At 66.1% G+C, this 16,551-nt stretch carries 8 protein-coding genes and 2 pseudogenes; 7 read left to right on the forward strand and 3 right to left on the reverse strand.

Going from position 1 to position 16,551, the window contains the following annotated elements:
• Positions 1 to 25 precede the first annotated feature (25 nt).
• The gene (locus F0U60_RS34090; RefSeq protein ID WP_395806234.1) at positions 26 to 3,538 is read right to left on the reverse strand and encodes an RICIN domain-containing protein; all 3,513 of its coding nucleotides are present in this window, start codon (positions 3,536 to 3,538) and stop codon (positions 26 to 28) included.
• A gap of 148 nt (positions 3,539 to 3,686) precedes the next feature.
• On the opposite strand from F0U60_RS34090, the pseudogene F0U60_RS34095 reads away from it, so the two are divergent.
• The 3 genes and pseudogenes from F0U60_RS34095 to istB all read left to right on the forward strand — a co-directional run bounded on the left by F0U60_RS34095 (position 3,687) and on the right by istB (position 7,721).
• Positions 3,687 to 5,060 (forward strand): annotated as a pseudogene (locus F0U60_RS34095) (cytochrome P450).
• 236 nt (positions 5,061 to 5,296) lie between these two features.
• Positions 5,297 to 6,817, forward strand: coding sequence for an IS21 family transposase (gene istA / locus F0U60_RS34100; protein ID WP_395825442.1), 1,521 nt, complete (start codon positions 5,297 to 5,299; stop codon positions 6,815 to 6,817).
• Between the two features lie 145 nt (positions 6,818 to 6,962).
• Positions 6,963 to 7,721: an IS21-like element helper ATPase IstB gene (istB, locus tag F0U60_RS34105; RefSeq protein ID WP_395806235.1), complete on the forward strand. Its 759-nt coding sequence runs from the start codon at positions 6,963 to 6,965 to the stop codon at positions 7,719 to 7,721.
• Positions 7,722 to 8,069: 348 nt separating this feature from the next.
• Here istB and F0U60_RS34110 read toward each other — a convergent pair whose 3' ends face one another.
• Positions 8,070 to 8,828: a hypothetical protein gene (locus F0U60_RS34110; RefSeq protein ID WP_395806236.1), complete on the reverse strand. Its 759-nt coding sequence runs from the start codon at positions 8,826 to 8,828 to the stop codon at positions 8,070 to 8,072.
• A gap of 1,093 nt (positions 8,829 to 9,921) precedes the next feature.
• Here F0U60_RS34110 and F0U60_RS34115 point away from each other — a divergent pair.
• Positions 9,922 to 10,044 carry a hypothetical protein gene (locus F0U60_RS34115; RefSeq protein WP_395806237.1) on the forward strand — a complete coding sequence of 41 codons (123 nt, stop codon included), beginning with the start codon at positions 9,922 to 9,924 and terminating at the stop codon, positions 10,042 to 10,044.
• Positions 10,045 to 10,196: 152 nt separating this feature from the next.
• Positions 10,197 to 11,285 (forward strand): annotated as a pseudogene (locus tag F0U60_RS34120) (RCC1 domain-containing protein); the annotation flags it as partial.
• A 5-nt stretch (positions 11,286 to 11,290) separates the two neighbouring features.
• Here the strand turns inward: F0U60_RS34120 and tnpC are convergent.
• Positions 11,291 to 12,751 carry an IS66 family transposase gene (tnpC, locus tag F0U60_RS34125; RefSeq protein ID WP_395806238.1) on the reverse strand — a complete coding sequence of 487 codons (1,461 nt, stop codon included), beginning with the start codon at positions 12,749 to 12,751 and terminating at the stop codon, positions 11,291 to 11,293.
• A 106-nt stretch (positions 12,752 to 12,857) separates the two neighbouring features.
• On the opposite strand from tnpC, the gene F0U60_RS34130 reads away from it, so the two are divergent.
• A complete protein-coding gene (locus tag F0U60_RS34130) occupies positions 12,858 to 14,021 on the forward strand; it encodes an RCC1-like domain-containing protein (RefSeq protein WP_395825580.1) in 1,164 nt (387 codons plus the stop codon).
• A 274-nt stretch (positions 14,022 to 14,295) separates the two neighbouring features.
• Positions 14,296 to 16,533, forward strand: a complete 2,238-nt coding sequence (locus tag F0U60_RS34135) for an RCC1 domain-containing protein (protein ID WP_395806239.1) — start codon at positions 14,296 to 14,298, stop codon at positions 16,531 to 16,533.
• Positions 16,534 to 16,551: the final 18 nt, after the last annotated feature.

Here is a 16,551-nt window from a genome sequence, read left to right on the forward strand (position 1 = left end):
GTGTTCTCCTTGGGCTGAGCCCGGTTCAAGGCCAGAGACGCGAGGTCCACTCGCGCCACTTCTGGATGCGCTGCGCATCGGCCCCCAGCTGCGTGGCCTTCCAGATTCCATACTGTTGCGACTGCTCAACCGTGACCCTTCCGTTCACCGCGTTCATCACGAAGTTGCCCGGTGCAGGCTGTGCCAGGGGCTTTCGGGTTTGATCCACACAGAAGGCGAACCCGGCATACGGCTCGCTCTCTCCCAGCTCCGTGTTGGCCGGATCGCAACGCCGCCATTTCGCGGGGTCGGTGTCCGTGTACAGGGCATTGAATTGGTTCATCGCCCCGTTGAGCACCTTCAGGTACAGGCCCGATTGGAGTTGATCCAGCTTGCTGAAGGGCGTCTTGCGGGTGCCTTGGGTCGTCGCCTGGTCCATGAAATTGGTAGGGGTCAGGTGTTTCAGGGTCTGCGCCCGACCGAAGCGTCCGCGGTTGTCTATGAGGCTGCCGGTCTGGGTTGGCACGTAGAGCGGGATGTCGTTGTTGACGTACTGGGCCGACTTGATGCGGGCCTGCAGCAGCCGGAGGTCGCTCAAGAAGGCCGCGTTTGCGTGAGCGGGTGTCGAGGTGCCCACGGTCTCCGACAGGAGCTCGTCGAAGCCGGTCAGGTAGGGCCAATCCACCGAGAAGTTCACCCAATCGCCTTGAGCCCCCGGGTTGATGGAGACCTGCAGCTGGTACCAGGCATTGGTCCGGTAGTACGAGCCCACGATGTTGGAGCGCTCCCAGGCCAGGTACCACTCCCGCGTGACCTTCCCCGAAGAGGTCTCGTCAGCCTGGTAGAGCATGTGCGGAGCCAAGAAGAACACGCTCACTGTGTTGAAGGGCCAGCCTCGCACTTCACCCCGGCCTCTCCAGGTCTGGGTGGCGGCGTTGAAGTCGCCAATGAACCACTGCTGGTTGCCTTCGAGCCCATAGGTATGGGCCCACTCCCATTGCTTGATGACGTTCCAGTGGAGCAGGCTCATGACGGCGCGCTCAATGAAGGCGTTGGTGGTGAAGGACGCCGGCTCACTGCCCGTCGTGGAGCTGGCGGCACGCGCGGCCAGGAGGCGGGCTCCAACCTGCGCGCCGTACTCGCCGGAGCTGGCGATGTGATTGCCGCGGCCTCCACCCAGGAAGCGGTAGGCCTCCCAGCCAAAGGCGCTGAAGTAGCCCTGGATCTGGTTGCGCTCGCTCGGGGTGAGGTGGCTCCAGTCCCCATACTGCCCATTGGGATTCTTGTGAGCCTCGAGCCATGCCTCGATCTGGTCCGCACTGGCTTTGGGATGGGTGCGGCTGCTTTGCGCCCACTGGGCTCCGTTCTCGAAGGAACCGGCGCTGCTGGCGCCCGCGGGCCACACGTCGAGCGGATGGATCGTAGGCAGCCAGGCGTTCCAGTCGGGGTACTGCAGCGGCATGGCCACTTCCCGCGCGTTCAGGGTGGCGTTGGCGTTCATCACGGCATCGACATCTGCCTGGCTCAGCGCGAGTGGCTGAGAGCTCAGCGGCTTGCCGAAGAGAGCCTGAAGGGCCTGGGTGGGGGTCTCGAGCACGGCGCTCAGACCAGCTCCGGCGGCCCATTCGATGATGGGTTTTCCGTCCAGCCCCGGGCCGGGCTGGTACGGCGGGTTCCACGGCGCGGCCTGGGGCACATGGGGCACGTTCCGCTGGCTGTAGCGAAGATAGGCGGCGATCTGTCTGCCTTGTGCATCGCTCAGGCCATGGAAGCGCGAGCGCTGCACGATGGCGTTGTTGGAGTAGTTGAAGTACTGCAGATCTCGCCCATCAGTTGCGTGGCAGGAGGCGCAGGCGGCCTTGATGCTGCGTCTGACGATACTGCTTTTGAGGAGCGTGCCCTGGCCATACCAGAGCGCTTCGCCCGCCGAGACATCGGCGCTCCAGGTCTGGCCGGCCACCTTCTCGACCTGGATGTCGGCCAGCCGCACGGGGTTGCTGGCCAGGCTGGCGCCCTGGGCGTCTTGCAGCTGGAGGTTGAGGACGCGATAGCCATTGGACTCGCCATCGGTCCCATTGAAGCGGAACTGGATGAGGTTGCCGCCAGGCGCGGCCACGAGCCTCGCCCTGGTGGCGGCATCGAGCACGAGGCTCATGCGTGTGGTGTAGAACCCGCCTCGGGGCAGACCGCCCTGGACACGTTCCACATCGGCCAGTTTCACGGTGGCGTCCGTGATGTCGATCCAGGGAATGCCGTCGGCCTGGTCCGGGCTGATGCCTCCGAGCACGCGCACGCTGGCCTTCACCTGGGTGGGCGGCGGGCTCGTCGCTTCGAACTCGGGGGCGCCAAAGAAGGCGCAGCGGTGGCACACCCACCACAGCTGGCTCACATTGCCGAGCTTGCTGGCGTCAACGTGGAGGCGGGCCTCGGAGATCGCAGGGATCAAAGGGGAACCATCGCTCAGCACCTCAAGTGGAAGCTTGAGGAGAGGGGTGGAGCCGGTGGGCGCCGGTTGCGTCACGGCCTCCAGCCGCCACTGCTGGTTGGACTGACCGCTGCAATCCCACTGGATGATCTGCCCGCCCGCGGCCTGGCTCATGTCCTTCACGTCCATGCACTTGCCGCTGTGCGAAGCCTTGAGCAGGTAGGCCTCCCCCTCCGGGCTCACCCTGAAGCGTTGGTTGGGCCCACCGTTGTCGCTCCACTGCTGGAATGGCTCGCCATTGATCGGGGTGTTCCCGCGCACGTCCAGCGGCTTGTCACTGTGAACGCCACGCAGCTGGTAGGTGCCCTCCACCGAGGGCAGCACCTCGAAGTGCTGATGCGCCACGTTGTCGCAATGGGCTTGCTGGACCTGGGTTCCATCGGCCGTGCTGGCGCCGGCAATCTCCAAGCACAGGTTGGAGCTCACCGAACGCAGCCGGTACTGGCCCACGGCCAGTGAGCCCCGGCTGTCGCCGCTTCGGGGATAGAGCAGAAAGTGCTGCGGCGCCTGGCTGTCGCAACTGGCCTGCCGCAGGCCCGCCCCCTCGGCGCTGCTGCCACCCTCAATGGCCACACATTTGTGGCTACCCACGTTGACCAGGCTGTGGAGATTGCCCTGTTCTCGTCGCAGCAGGAAGCGTTGGGCGCTGGAGCTGTTATGGCTCCACTGTTGGATGACGGCGCCGTCCGCGGTCGAGCCACCAGTCAGGTCGATCACGCGACCGGTGCCCACGTTGACGAACTTGTAACCTCCGTCGGCTTCTCGGATCACCTCGAAGGTCTGACTCGGGCCGTCGACGCAGGTGGACTGCTGAATCCTCCCTCCGTCGGTATTGCCGGGGATTGCCTCCACACACTTGCCACTCAGCGCACTCACGAGCACATAGCGGCCGGCGGGCAGCGCGGGGCCGACATTGTCCGTGCTCATGGCAGCCAGGTGGGGGTTGCTTCCGAGCACCGCAGCTTCGGGGTTCGCCTTCGCTGCACCCTCGTCGCCACGGTCTCCACATGCCGCCAGCAGCGCCACGACCGTCAGCGCCATCACCCTGCGCAGGGGGTGGAGAGGTTTTTTCAAGGAATCCTCTGATGTCCTGATCACGCGCTCAGGGTAAAGCTTCAGGCGTTGGTGGGAATCACCCGAAAGAGGGAGCAGACACTCACCGGCCCGTCATTCATCAAGTCTGGCATTGCAATCCAAGAATAAGAATGGGAGATGACTCGGTATGCACCTCCTGGATGGAGAGACATCGCCAGCTGCCTCGGCGCATGTCCCGACCGCCCCCGCACGTTGGCCGCTGCTCGGACACTCCTGGCCCCTGCTCACCAGACCGCGCGAGTTCCTTCTCTCGTTAGAGAAGGTTGGAAGTCTCGTCCGTGTCTACATCGGGCAGCTGCCTATGGTTGTCATCACCGACCCCGAGCTCACACGTCAGGTCCTGCATGACAGCGCCACCTTTGATAAGGGTGGCTCCCTTTACGAGAAACTGAGCGAGCTGACGGGAAATGGGCTGCTCACGAGCCAGTCGGAGCCGCACAAGCGCCAGCGGCGATTGGTTCAGCCCGCCTTCAAGAAAAGCTCGATCAAAGACTACTCGTCCGTCATGGCCGAGGTCGCCGAAGGGGCACTCCGCGACTGGGAGGATGGCGCCGTGGTCGACATGAAGGCTGCCGCCTATCACATCGCTTCCCGCATCGCGGCACGCTCCATGTTCTCGGCTGAAATGGCCGACGCCTCCATCGAGAGAATCGCCGAGGCCTTGTCCATCTACCTCAACGGCCTTTTCGTGCGGACGGTGGGGCCGGGCACGCTCTTCGAGCGGCTGCCTACTCCTGGCAACCTCCGCTACAAGCGGGCGCTCGAGGTCCTGCATGAGGAGATCCGGAAGATCATCTCGGAATACATCTCATCCGGCGTGGAACGGGAGGACGTGCTGTCCATCCTCTTGAGGGAAAAGGACGAGGGCGGCGGCGCGGGACTGTCCCCCCAGGAGGTCCACAATCAAGTCACGACGCTCCTGCTGGCGGGAATCGAGACGTCGGCCGCGACCCTGTGCTGGTGTCTGTACCTGCTGGGCCACCATCCGGACGTCACCCAACGGCTCCAGGCCGAGTTGGACAGTGTCCTCGGTGGGTGAGCGGCGCAATGGGACGACCTCCCCGAGCTGAAGGAAATACGTCGAATCGTCATGGAGGCGCTGCGCCTCTATCCACCGGGCTGGCTCTTCACCCGGGTGACAATGCGTGACACCGTCCTCGGCCCCTACCCGCTCCCGCGGGGAACTGGGATTGCGTACAGCCCCTATCTGCTCCACCGCAGTCCCAGGTCCTTCAAGCAGCCGGACCGCTTTGAGCCCGACCGGTGGCTCCCCGAGCGCGCCAACCGCCTGTCGATGAACAGCTTCGTCCCCTTCGGCGGAGGGGTTCGCCGCTGCATCGGGGAGATGCTCGGGGTGACCGAGGTCATGCTGACCCTGGCGACGATCGCTTCGCGCTGGGAGGCGCGGTGCGTGCGGGAGGGGCCGATTGAGCCCGCGCCAGCGCATGTCTCGTTGATCCCAAAGCAGCTGCGAATGCGTGTCACACGTCGGAAGAAGTAACCTCTTGCGTGCACCGGACCATGTGGAACACCGATTCCGGGGCAAGTGGAACACTGATTCCGGAGCATGTGGAACGCCCATTCCGGCCATGTGGAACACCGATTCCGGGGCAAGTGGAACGCACTCTGGAAGTAGGTGGCAGGATGGGAAACCCAGTGGAGCGTTGACGGTGCTGGACGAGCCGCCGCCTCTGACCTCCCCTCAAGGAGGTGTTGATGGCGGCAGAGAGGCTGTCCATGCGCAAGCTGAGAGAGTTGTTGAGGCAGAGGTTGGAGCTGAAGCTGTCGGTGCGGGAGATTGCCCGGAGCCTGGGAATCGGCGTGGGCACGGTCAACCGCTACCTGTACCGGGCGCAGGCGGCGAAGCTGACGAGCTGGCCGCTGCCGCCGGAACTGGACAACGACACCGCCCTCACGGCGCTGCTGTTCGCGGATGAGGGCAAGGTGGTGGCGAGCCGGCCCGAGCCGGACTGGGCGCATGTGCACGCGGAACTCAGGCGCAAGGGCGTCACCAAGTTACTGTTGTGGCAGGAGTACCGGGAGGAGCACCCGGAGGGCTACCAGTACAGCCAGTTCTGCGAGCGCTACGCGCGATGGGCCAAGAGCGTGAGCGTCACCATGCGCCAGGAGCACCGGGCCGGGGAAAAGTGCTTCATGGACTTCAGCGGCGATGGGCTGCAAGTCCACGACGCGGTGAGCGGCGAGGTGCGGGTGGCGAAGCTGTACGTGGCGGTGCTGGGGGCGAGCAACTACACGTACGTGGAGCCCGTCTTCAGCGAGGACGTGGGCACGTGGGTGGGGTGCAACCAGAGGGCGTTCGCGTACTTCGGAGGGGTGCCGGAGATGGCGGTGCCCGACAACCTGAAGGCGGCAGTGACGCGAGCCAACCGGTACGAGCCGGACATCAACCCCAGCTACGCGGACATGGCGCGGCACTACGGCTTCGCGGTGGTGCCGGCGAGGCCGCGCAAGCCGCGGGACAAGGCGAAGGCGGAGAACGGGGTGCTGCTGGCCGAGAGGTGGATTCTGGCGGCGCTGCGCAACCGGCGCTTCGCCTCGCTGGGTGAGGTGCGCGAGGCGGTGGCGGAGCTGCTGGAGAAGTTGAACACGAGGCCCATGCGTAAGCTGGGCAAGAGCCGCCGGCAACTCTTCGAGGAGGTGGAGAGGGCGGCCCTCAAACCGCTGCCGGACAAGCCCTACGAGCTGGCGCACTGGAAGAAGGCGCGCGTCAACGTGGACTACCACGTGGAGCTGGAGGGGCACTGCTACAGCGTGCCGTACGGGCTGGTGGGGCAGCAGGTGGAGGTGCGCTACACGCCCTCGTGCGTGGAGGTGTTGCTGGGCGGCCGGCGCGTGGCCAGCCACGTGCGCAGCCAGCAGCGCGGAGGCTTCACCACGCTGGCCGAACACATGCCCAAGAGTCACCGCGCACATGCGGAGTGGACGCCGAGCCGGATTCTCTCGTGGGCCTCCACGCTGGGCCCCAGCACGGCGGCGCTGGTGGAGGAGCTGATGAAGCGCCGGCCCCACCCCGAGCAGGGCTTCCGCTCGGCCCTGGGCGTCATCCGTCTGGCTGAGCGCCACGGGCCACAACGCGTGGAGAAGGCGTGCGCCAGGGCCGTGCGCCACCGCGCCTACAGTTACAAGTCCGTGGCCGCCATCCTCCAGCACCACCTCGAGGAGATGGAGTCGGCACCCGAGGACAAAGGCCCGCTGCCCGCGCACGAGAACGTGCGCGGCGCCGACTACTACCACTGACACTTCCCGCGCCCGGCCACGGTGCGCGGACAGAGCTCCGCGGTGCCAGCCTTCGCGGCCCGGTGCCTCGGAGTACGCCTGCGCGCGCCCTTCGGGCGCGCTCCGGCGCGGCAACACCCAACAACCCCAACGAGGAGAAGAGACGATGCTGGTGGAACAGACGCTGGAGAAGCTCAACGCGATGAAGTTGTACGGCATGGCCCACTACCTACGCACCTGGACGGAGCGGACAGCCGACAAGGAGGTGGGCCCGACGGACCTGGTGGGCCTGCTGGTGGATGCCGAGTGGGTGCACCGGGAGAACAAGAAGCTCACCTCGCGCCTGCGCACCGCGCGGCTGCGCCAGACGGCGTGCCTGGAGGACATCGACTACGGCCTGGCGCGGGGGCTGACCAAGGCCCAGGTGCTGGAGCTGTCCACCTCACGCTGGGTGGCGCAGGCGCAGAACGTGCTGGTGACGGGCCCCACCGGCGTGGGCAAGAGCTTCCTGGCGTGCGCGCTGGGACAGAGGGCGTGCCGCGACGGTTACGGCGTGGTGTACCGCCGCGCCTCGCGTCTCTTCGACGAGCTGGCGCAGGCTCGTGCCGACGGCACCTACCCGCACCTGCTGCGCAGGCTCGCCAAGGCCCAGGTGCTGATTCTCGACGACTTCGGCCTGGAGCCCCTGGGCGCCAGCGAGCGCAAGGAACTGCTGGAAGTGTTGGAGGACAGGTATGGCTCCGGTGCCACCGTGGTGACCTCCCAGCTTGATACGAAGGACTGGCACGCGGTGATTGGCGACGCCACCGTGGCCGATGCCATCCTCGACCGGCTGGTGCACAACGCCCATCGCCTCAAGCTCACCGGCGACTCGGTGCGCGACCCGGAAAGGAATTTGACCCGGTCCAAGAAGGGGGCGAAGTGAACCCCGGCCAGCGTCGCTGACGCTCCGACTGTTCCACATGGCCGGAACGGGTGTTCCACTTCGCCCGGAATGGGTGTTCCACTTCGCCGGAATACGCAACCTCTCGGGAGTTCGATGAATCAGCAGTCCATCAACCAGGCATTGGAAACGGTCGACTGGGGGCATCCTTCTGGTCGTTGAAGTGCCGTCGCTTCATCGTCGACCAGGTGGATGAGGCGGCCCGCTGAGCCGCCTCAAGCGTACGTTGGCTCATGTCGCTGGCCAACCCGCAGAGAGGCCGCGCGAGTGCCGCTCGCGATGCTGCGCACGCACTCGGTCTTCAAAGCGTCATTGCTGCCAAACAGTGGCTCAGGGGACGGTGGTCTTCGCCGTCCCCTGCGGGGAGTCATCGCAATGTGTGTCCCACCGCAGCGAGCGGATGCTCCACGCCGGCTTCGACTGGAGGCAGGCGAAGATATTGCGCCATTCCTCTTGGCCGGCGTTCTTCATCTTGGCCCCCCGCAGGAGGGCCCCCGTGGCGGTGGTTTCGAGAGTGCCCTCACAGCTGAAATCGCCAAGGATGGTGAAGCCTTCTACCTTGGATTCCAGCAACATCAGTTCGAGCATCGCACACGCTACACGGGGAGAGAGCGAGGCCTTCGTCAATTTCCCCTCCAGACGCGCACGCAACTCCGCCTTCTGCGAGCGCTCCATGATCACCAACCCCCCGAAAAGGGCCCACCCACCCAGGCTGATGACGAGCATCAGCCAGCCCAGCCCCGAACTCAGCGAGACCCGCCACGGGACCTCAATCCCATGCTCACGTGTCAGCCGTCGCGCACGCCTGCCGGAGCGGACGACCCAGAATGAGATGATGGGCATGAGAATGAAGAAGGTCAGGCCCCGTCCGAAAGCGGGCACAAAGGGCAGCAGGAGCAGAAGCAGAGTGATGATCGACACCACCAGGGTGTCATTGGCCCGCCCTCTCACCTCAGTCGCGACAACCCTGCTTTGCTCCTCGACGTCCGTCCCGTCTTGCTCCGCCTGCGCTTGCTTGAGGTCGTAAGGAGCCCAATCCCTGGCGACGATAGGGGCATTGCCCAACTGCACCACGCCCAGATGCACCACTCCCGGCTCGGCTTCGTCCGGCTCCGCCTCGTCTGCCTCCGCCTCGTCCGGCTCGGCTTTGTCCGGCTCCGCCACTTGCTGCTCGTGTTGCTGCACAGGTTTACGAGCCGCAGCATCGAGACGGCGGAGAATGACCTCGGGAGCAAGCGCCCCACAGTACTCGCAGTTGGGTACGAGGGAGATAAAGGGGGCGTTGCAGGAGGTACAGCGATTCATAGAGGAGAAGGATGCGACAGGCGGAGAAGGAAGGCAACGCGTCAGGAGGAGTCGGGTAGGCCCGGGCAGTTGCCCACTAAGCCCCCGGACATGAATGTTGTACACCTCCGGCGTGAGGCTCATGCTGCACTACTTCCCCGGGGGGCGGAGCAGGTAGACAGAATTGATGTCCGGGCGCTTAGTAGCGGATGACGATACGGCCGTGGCCACCATCCGTGTTGCCAACCGGTGCCGGACTCATAATCGGCATCGGTCTGGTTCGCGGCCGCGCGGCCGGAAGCATCCAGGAAGAGCCCGCCCGACGCATAGCTCGAGCCTCCCCCACCCCCAGCGCCATTGGAACCGCTCATGTCCCCTCCGCCGCCACCGCCCCCGTAGTAGCCACCACCGCCGCCACCGCCGTTGCCGCATCCCCACGGGATATAGCCATCTCCACCCATGAACTGAGAACCCGGGCTCACGCCACCACCGCAGCCACCGATACCCGCGGCACCACCCGCCGTCTGGGTTCCGCTCCCGCCGCCTGTCCCGAAGGAGCCATCCGGATCAACTCCATTGACTCCGTTCTGGCCATTGCGGCCCGCAGCACCGCCGTTCCCGTTGATGCCATTCGCGGAGGTCCCGGCGCCTCCGCCACCTCCCGCGGTTGCCAACTCGGTCGTTCCCAGCGGAAAGCCGAGCGCCCGCCGCCAGCGCCGGAGAACATCGCTCCGCCGGAACCACCACCTCCATGAGCGGGAAATCGCCAGCCAGAACCCCTCGGACGACTCGAACGTGTAGTCCCCGGGAGACGGCACACCCACCAGTGCGCAGGCGGAATGGGACGCGAAAATTCCATGCATAGTTCGCCCGCTCTTCGCCTCCTTGGTTTGAACAAGTGCACGGATGCACAGGGCCTCCGGCACTCGAGGTGAGCACCTACAACGGCGAGTACTCGTGGAACTTGAGCAAGGGCTACGACACGCACATGGGCGACACGTCGGGCCAGGTCCGTGCCTGACGTACATGGCGGGACAGTTCGATGGCATGAGCGATTCCATCAACGCCTACGCCTCCGCGGGCTCCTGGTACCTCGACGGTAATGCTGAGACCTCTGGCGTCTTTGCGAAGACCCTCTGCTTCTGATGTCCCCCTCTGGCCAGGAGTAAGACAATGCAAAGCAATGCGGGACGATGGATGACCAGACTGCTGGGCGTCTGGATTGGAGTGTTGCTGGTAGTGGGTTGTGGTCAGCCCACTGAAGAGGCAGGAGAGCAGGCGCTGATGGGCTCTCCTCTGCGGGCCGCGCAGTCACGAGCCCGTCTCGCAGCAGGGAGCTCTCATTCTCTGGCACTGCGTCCAGATGGCACCGTCTGGGCCGCAGGGAACAACAGCTCGGGCCAACTGGGGGATGGCTCCACGACCAGCAGCTCGGCGCCAGTGCAGGTGCAAGGGCTGAGCGGGGCGGTGTCCGTGGCCGCGGGCGCATCCCATTCGCTGGCAGTACGTTATGACGGCACCGTGTGGGCCTGGGGCTACAACCCCTACGGCCAGCTGGGGGATGGCTCCACGACCAACCGCTCGGTGCCGGTGCAGGTGCAAGGGCTGAGCGGAGTAGTGGCCGTAGCCGCAGGCTCTTACCATTCGCTGGCAGTACGTTATGACGGCACCGTGTGGACTTGGGGCTACAACTTCTACGGCCAACTGGGGGATGGCTCCACAACCAACCGCTCGGTGCCGGTGCAGGTGCCAGGATTGAGCGGGGTGGTGTCCGTAGCCGCGGGAACATCCCATTCGCTGGCGGTGCGCTCCGACGGCACCGTGTGGGCCTGGGGCTACAACGCCTACGGCCAGCTGGGGGATGGCTCCACAACCAACCGCTCGGTGCCGATGCAGGTGCCAGGGTTGAGCGGAGTGGGGGCCGTAGCCGCAGGCTTCTTCCATTCGCTGGCGGTGCGCTCCGACGGCACCGTGTGGACCTGGGGCTACAACGTCTACGGCCAGCTGGGAGATGGCACTACGACCCGTCGCTCGGTGCCAGTGCAGGTGCAGGGGCTGAGCGGGGTGGTGGCCGTGGCCGCGGGCTCCTCCCATTCGCTGGCGGTACGCTCCGACGGCACCGTGTGGGCCTGGGGCTACAACTTCTACGGCCAGCTGGGAGATGACACTACGACCAGCCGCCCGGTGCCGGTGCAGGTGCCAGGGTTGAGCGGAGTGGTGACCGTGGCTGCCGGCTCCTACCATTCGCTGGGTAACCGTTCACCAGCTCAGGCAGCGAGAGCGAGCTGAGGTGCGGGCGCGGTGGGCAGGAGGGAAGGCCCGCGCAGGCCGCGGCGGTGCGCGGCGAGGGTCTCAGTCAGAAAGGCGAGCACGTCACGGCCCTGCAGCTTGAGGGTGGTGGTGGCGGTGAAGATGCGCTCCACGAAGCGGCTGCCCTCCTGGCTCTGCGTGCCGAAGGACGTCTTCCTGTACATGACGGCGTGGCGAATGCATTGCTCGCCGAAGTTGTTGGTGGGCTCCAGGCCAGGCACATCGACAAACGTCCACAGGCACTTCTCCCACTGGAGGATTTCCCGGGCCATGCCGGCCGTCTTCTTCTCCGCCCGTCGTGCTGCCTTGCGCAGCAGTTGGCCCACTCTGCGTTCCACTGCGCGCATGCGCTTTTCAAAATGCCCGCGTGTCATGGTGCCGTCGCGCACGCGGTGGTACCACTTGAAGAAGCGATTGCGCTCGCGCATGAGCTCGCGGCCTATGCGCCCACCCCGGCCTCCCCTGTCGATGAAGCCCTGGAAGTCGCGTGTGAGGTGTGCCCAGCACAGCTGCCTCAGCCCCGCGTCCACCCACTCGTAGGCGCTCCACCTGTCGGTGGTGAGGAAGCCCGCGAAGTCCGCGCCCAGTAGCTGGCGGGCCACCTTGCCGCCGCGGCTCGTGGCGATGTGGAACACCACCACCAGCGCCGTGGCCACCACCCACAGCCAGGCGCGAGTGGCCCGGCCGCCCTCACGTCCTTGCGCGAAACCCGTCTCGTCGGCGTTGGCCGCCTGTGAGGCCCGCACGTAGTCGAGGGCTTCGGCCGTCGCTGGTGCGAGCGCCTCCGCCATCTCGCCCTCCAGGTTGCTGACGCTGCCCACCGACAACTCCACCCCCAGCACGTCGGACAAAGCGTCCTTCACCAGCCGCTTGGACAGGCGGTACTTACCCACCAACAACGAGGCGAGCGCTGCGAGCCGGTCGCCGAAGGCGCTGCGCGCGTGCGCGGGCACATCCCCTCGCGTCACCACTCCGCAGTCAGGGCACTGCAATGCATGGCAGCGGTACTCGGTGACAACGGCCGATAGGGGCGGCACCTCCACCACCTGGTGACGCCGGGGCGCGCTGTCCTGCCCATACAACCGTCGTTTGCAACCCCTGCACTCCCCGGGCACCAACTCCACCACGTGCTGAACCTGCTCGGGCGGCAGCAGCGCGCGCTCGTGCTTCTTGTGGCCGGGCTGTCCACCGGGACGCCGGCCCGTGGGCTTCTTGCGCTGGCGCGGGGTGCCGGGGACATCCGAGGAGGGCGGCTTCGAGGAGTTGCTCGAGTTCTGCTTGAGCCGCGCCTCCAACTCCGCCACGCGCGCCGTGAGTGCTTCCACCTTCGCCAGCAACTCGGCGATGCGCGCGTCTCGCTCTGCCACCATCGCTTCCAACTGCGCGATGCGCGCGTCTCGGGGGTCGACCTCGGCCATGCTTCTGCTACACCACGTATGCCGTCCCCTTGTCCAGCACCACTTCTCCGGTCACCTCCCCTCTGCCTCCTCCTCAACCGAGCCTGCGCGGTGAACGGTTACTTCGCTGGTAGTGAGCTCCGACGGCAACATGTGGGCCTGGGGCTCCAACTCCGACGGCCAGCGAGGAGATGGGACTACGAACAACCGCTCCTTTCCGGTGCAAGCGCAAGGGCTGAGTGGAGTGGTGGCCGTGGCCGCGGGCTCCTCCCATTCGCTGGCGGTGCGCTATGACGGCACCGTATGGGCCTGGGGCTATAATTCCTACGGCCAGCTGGGGGATGGCTCCACGAGCAACCGCTCGGAACCGGTGCAGGTGCCAGGATTGAGCGGGGTGGTGGCCGTGTCCGCGAACACCTACCATTCGCTGGCGGTGCGTTATGACGGCACCGTGTGGGCCTGGGGAAACAACGCCTCCGGGCAGCTGGGGGATGGCTCCACGACGAGCCGCTTGGTGCCGGCACAGGTGCCAGGGTTGAGCGGAGTGGTGGCCGTGGCCGCGGGCTCCTACCATTCGCTGGCGGTGCGCTATGACGGCACCGTATGGGCTTGGGGCGGCAACTCCGACGGCCAGCTGGGGGATGGCTCCACGACCCGCCGCTTGGCGCCGGTGCAAGCGCAAGGGTTGAGCGGAGTGGTGGACGTGGCCGCGGGCACCTACCATTCGCTGGCGGTACGCTCCGACGGCACCGTGTGGGCCTGGGGCTACAACGCCTTCGGCCAGTTGGGGGATGGCTCCACCACCAGCCGCTCGGTGCCAGTGCAAGTGCCAGGGTTGAGCGGAGTAGCGGCCGTAGCCGCGGGCTTCTACCATTCGCAGACGGCGCGCTCCGACGGCACCGTGTGGGCCTGGGGCGACAACTCCTTCGGCCAGCTGGGGGATGGCTCAACAACCAACCGCTCGGTGCCGGTGCAGGCGTCGGGGTTGAGCGGGATGGTAGCCGTGGCCGCGGGCTCCGCTCATTCGCTGGCGGTGCGCTCCGACGGCACCGTGTGGGCCTGGGGCTACAATAACTACGGCCACCTGGGAGATGGCTCCAAGACCAGCCGCTTGGCGCCGGTACAGGTGTCAGGGTTGAGCGGGGTGGTAACCCTAGCCGCGGGCTCCTCCCATTCGCTGGCGGTGCCCTCGGACGGCACCGCGTGGACCTGGGGTTTCAACTCCTACGGCCAGCTTGGCAATGGACCCCCCTTGTACACAACCACCGTCATTCGCTCTTTGCTGTATTGAAGGCGTCAGCCGAGGTCCACCTCGTGCTTGAGCCGCGAGCCTGACGGACAGCTGTCGAGCAGCACTTCGGCCATGGCCACTGCGCAGGCGAAGCGGATTGTCATCGCCGCTTCGCACTGGCAAACCATGGCCTCTAGGCTCCGGTCAGCTCTTACCCCTCCCTCGTATCACCCTACTTCGACATGGGTGGAATCATCTCCGTCTCGTTCAGACGGAGGACAGCGAGGAGTGACGAAGCATCACATCTTGCTCATGCGTAGCCAGGAGTAATGGAATGCAAAGCAGTGCATGGTGGTGGATGAATAGACTGCTGGGCGTCTGTCTCGGAGTATTATTAGCGGTCGGCTGTGGTCAGCCCACGGGTGATCCAGGCGAGCAGTCGATGTTGGGCTCTCCGCTTCGAGCCACGCAGTCTCGAGCCCGTCTCGCGGCAGGGGGCTTACATTCTTTGGCACTGCGCCCAGATGGCACCGTTTGGGCAGCAGGGTACAACGGCTCGGGCCAGTTAGGGGATGGCTCCACGACCCGCCGCTTGGCGCCGGTGCAAGTGCCAGGATTGAGCGGAGTGGTGTCCGTGGCTGCGGGCTACTCCCATTCGCTGGCGGTACGTTATGACGGCACCGTGTGGGCCTGGGGCTCCAACTCCTTCGGCCAGTTAGGGGATGGCTCCACGACCCGCCGCTTGGCGCCGGTGCAGGTGCAAGGGCTGAGCGGGGTGGTGGCCGTGGCCGCGGGCTCCTACCATTCGCTGGCGGTGCGCTCCGACGGCACCGTGTGGGCCTGGGGCTACAACCCCTTCGGTCAGTTAGGGGATGGCTCCACGACCCGCCGCTTGGCGCCGGTGCAGGTGCAAGGGCTGAGCGGGGTGGTGGCCGTGGCCGCGGGCTCCTACCATTCGCTGGCGGTGCGCTCCGATGGCACCGTGTGGGCCTGGGGCGACAATTCCTCCGGCCAACTAGGGGATGGATCCACGACCAACCGCTCGGTGCCGGTGCAAGTGCCAGGATTGAGCGGGGTGGTGGCTGTGGCCGCAGGCGCCTCCCATTCGCTGGCGGTACGCTCCGACGGCACCGTGTGGGCCTGGGGCTTCAACCTCGACGGTCAGCTGGGGGATGACTCCGCGAACGACAGCTCGGTGCCGGTGCAGGTGCCAGGGTTGAGCGAAGTGGTGGCCGTGGCCGCGGGCTCCGACCATTCGCTGGCGGTGCGCTCCGACGGCACCGTGTGGGCCTGGGGCTTCAACTACTACGGCCACCTGGGAGATGGCACTACGACCAGCCGCTTGGCGCCGGTGCAGGTGCAAGGGCTGAGCGGGGTGGTGTCCGTGACCGCGGGCACCGACCATTCGCTGGCAATGAGCTCTGACGGCACCGTGTGGGCCTGGGGCTCCAACGCTTCCGGACAGCGTGGCGATGGGACTACGAACAACCGCTCCATGCCGGTGCAAGCGCAAGGGCTAAGCGGAGTGGTGGCCGTGGCCGCAGGCGCCTCCCATTCGCTGGCAGTAAGCTCCAACGGAACTGTATGGGCCTGGGGCTCCAACTCCTCCGGCCAGCTGGGGGATGGCTCCACGAGCAACCACTCGGTGCCGGTGCAGGTGCCAGGGTTGAGCGGAGTGGTGGCCATGGCCGCGGGCTCCTCCCACTCGCTGGCGGTGCGCTATGACGGCACCGTATGGGCCTGGGGCTCCAACTACTACGGTCAGCTGGGGGATGGCTCCACGAGCAACCGCTTGGCTCCGGTGCAGGTGCCAGGGTTGAGCGGAGTGGTGGCCATGGCCGCGGGCTCCTCCCACTCGCTGGCGGTGCGCTATGACGGCACCGTGTGGGCCTGGGGCTCCAACTACTACGGTCAGCTGGGGGATAGCTCCACGAGCAACCGCTTGGCTCCGGTGCAGGTGCCAGGGTTGAGCGGAGTGGTGGCCGTGGCCGCGGGCACCTCCCACTCGCTGGCGGTGCGCTCCGACGGTACCATGTGGGCATGGGGCGACAACTCCTACGGCCAGTTGGGGGATGGATCCACGACCAACCGCTCAGTGCCGGTACAGGTGCAAGGGTTGCGCGGGGTGGTGGCTGTGGCCGCGGGCTCCTCCCATTCGCTGGCGGTGCGCTCCGACAGTACCGTGTGGGCCTGGGGCTACAACTACTACGGCCAGCTGGGGGATGGATCCACGACCAGCCGATCGGTGCCGGTACAGGCGCCAGGGTTGAGCGGGGTGGTAGCCGTGGTCGCGGGCTACGCCCATTCGCAGGCGGTGCGCTCCGATGGCACCGTGTGGGCCTGGGGCTACAACTCCGACGGCCAGCTGGGAGATGGCTCCACGAGCAACCGCTCGGTGCCGGTGCCAGTGCCAGGGTTGAGCGGGGTAGTGGCCGTGGTCGCGGGTTCGTCTCATTCTCTGACAGTAAGCTCCGACGGAACCCTGTGGACCTGGGGTTTCAACTCCTACGGCCAGCTTGGCAATGGATCCCCCTTGTACACAACCACTGCCATTCGCTCTTTACTGTACTGATCGCAATGCATGGAGGCG

The sequence above is a fragment of the Archangium minus genome (assembly GCF_044360475.1).
In the GTDB taxonomy this organism is placed as follows: domain Bacteria; phylum Myxococcota; class Myxococcia; order Myxococcales; family Myxococcaceae; genus Archangium; species Archangium minus.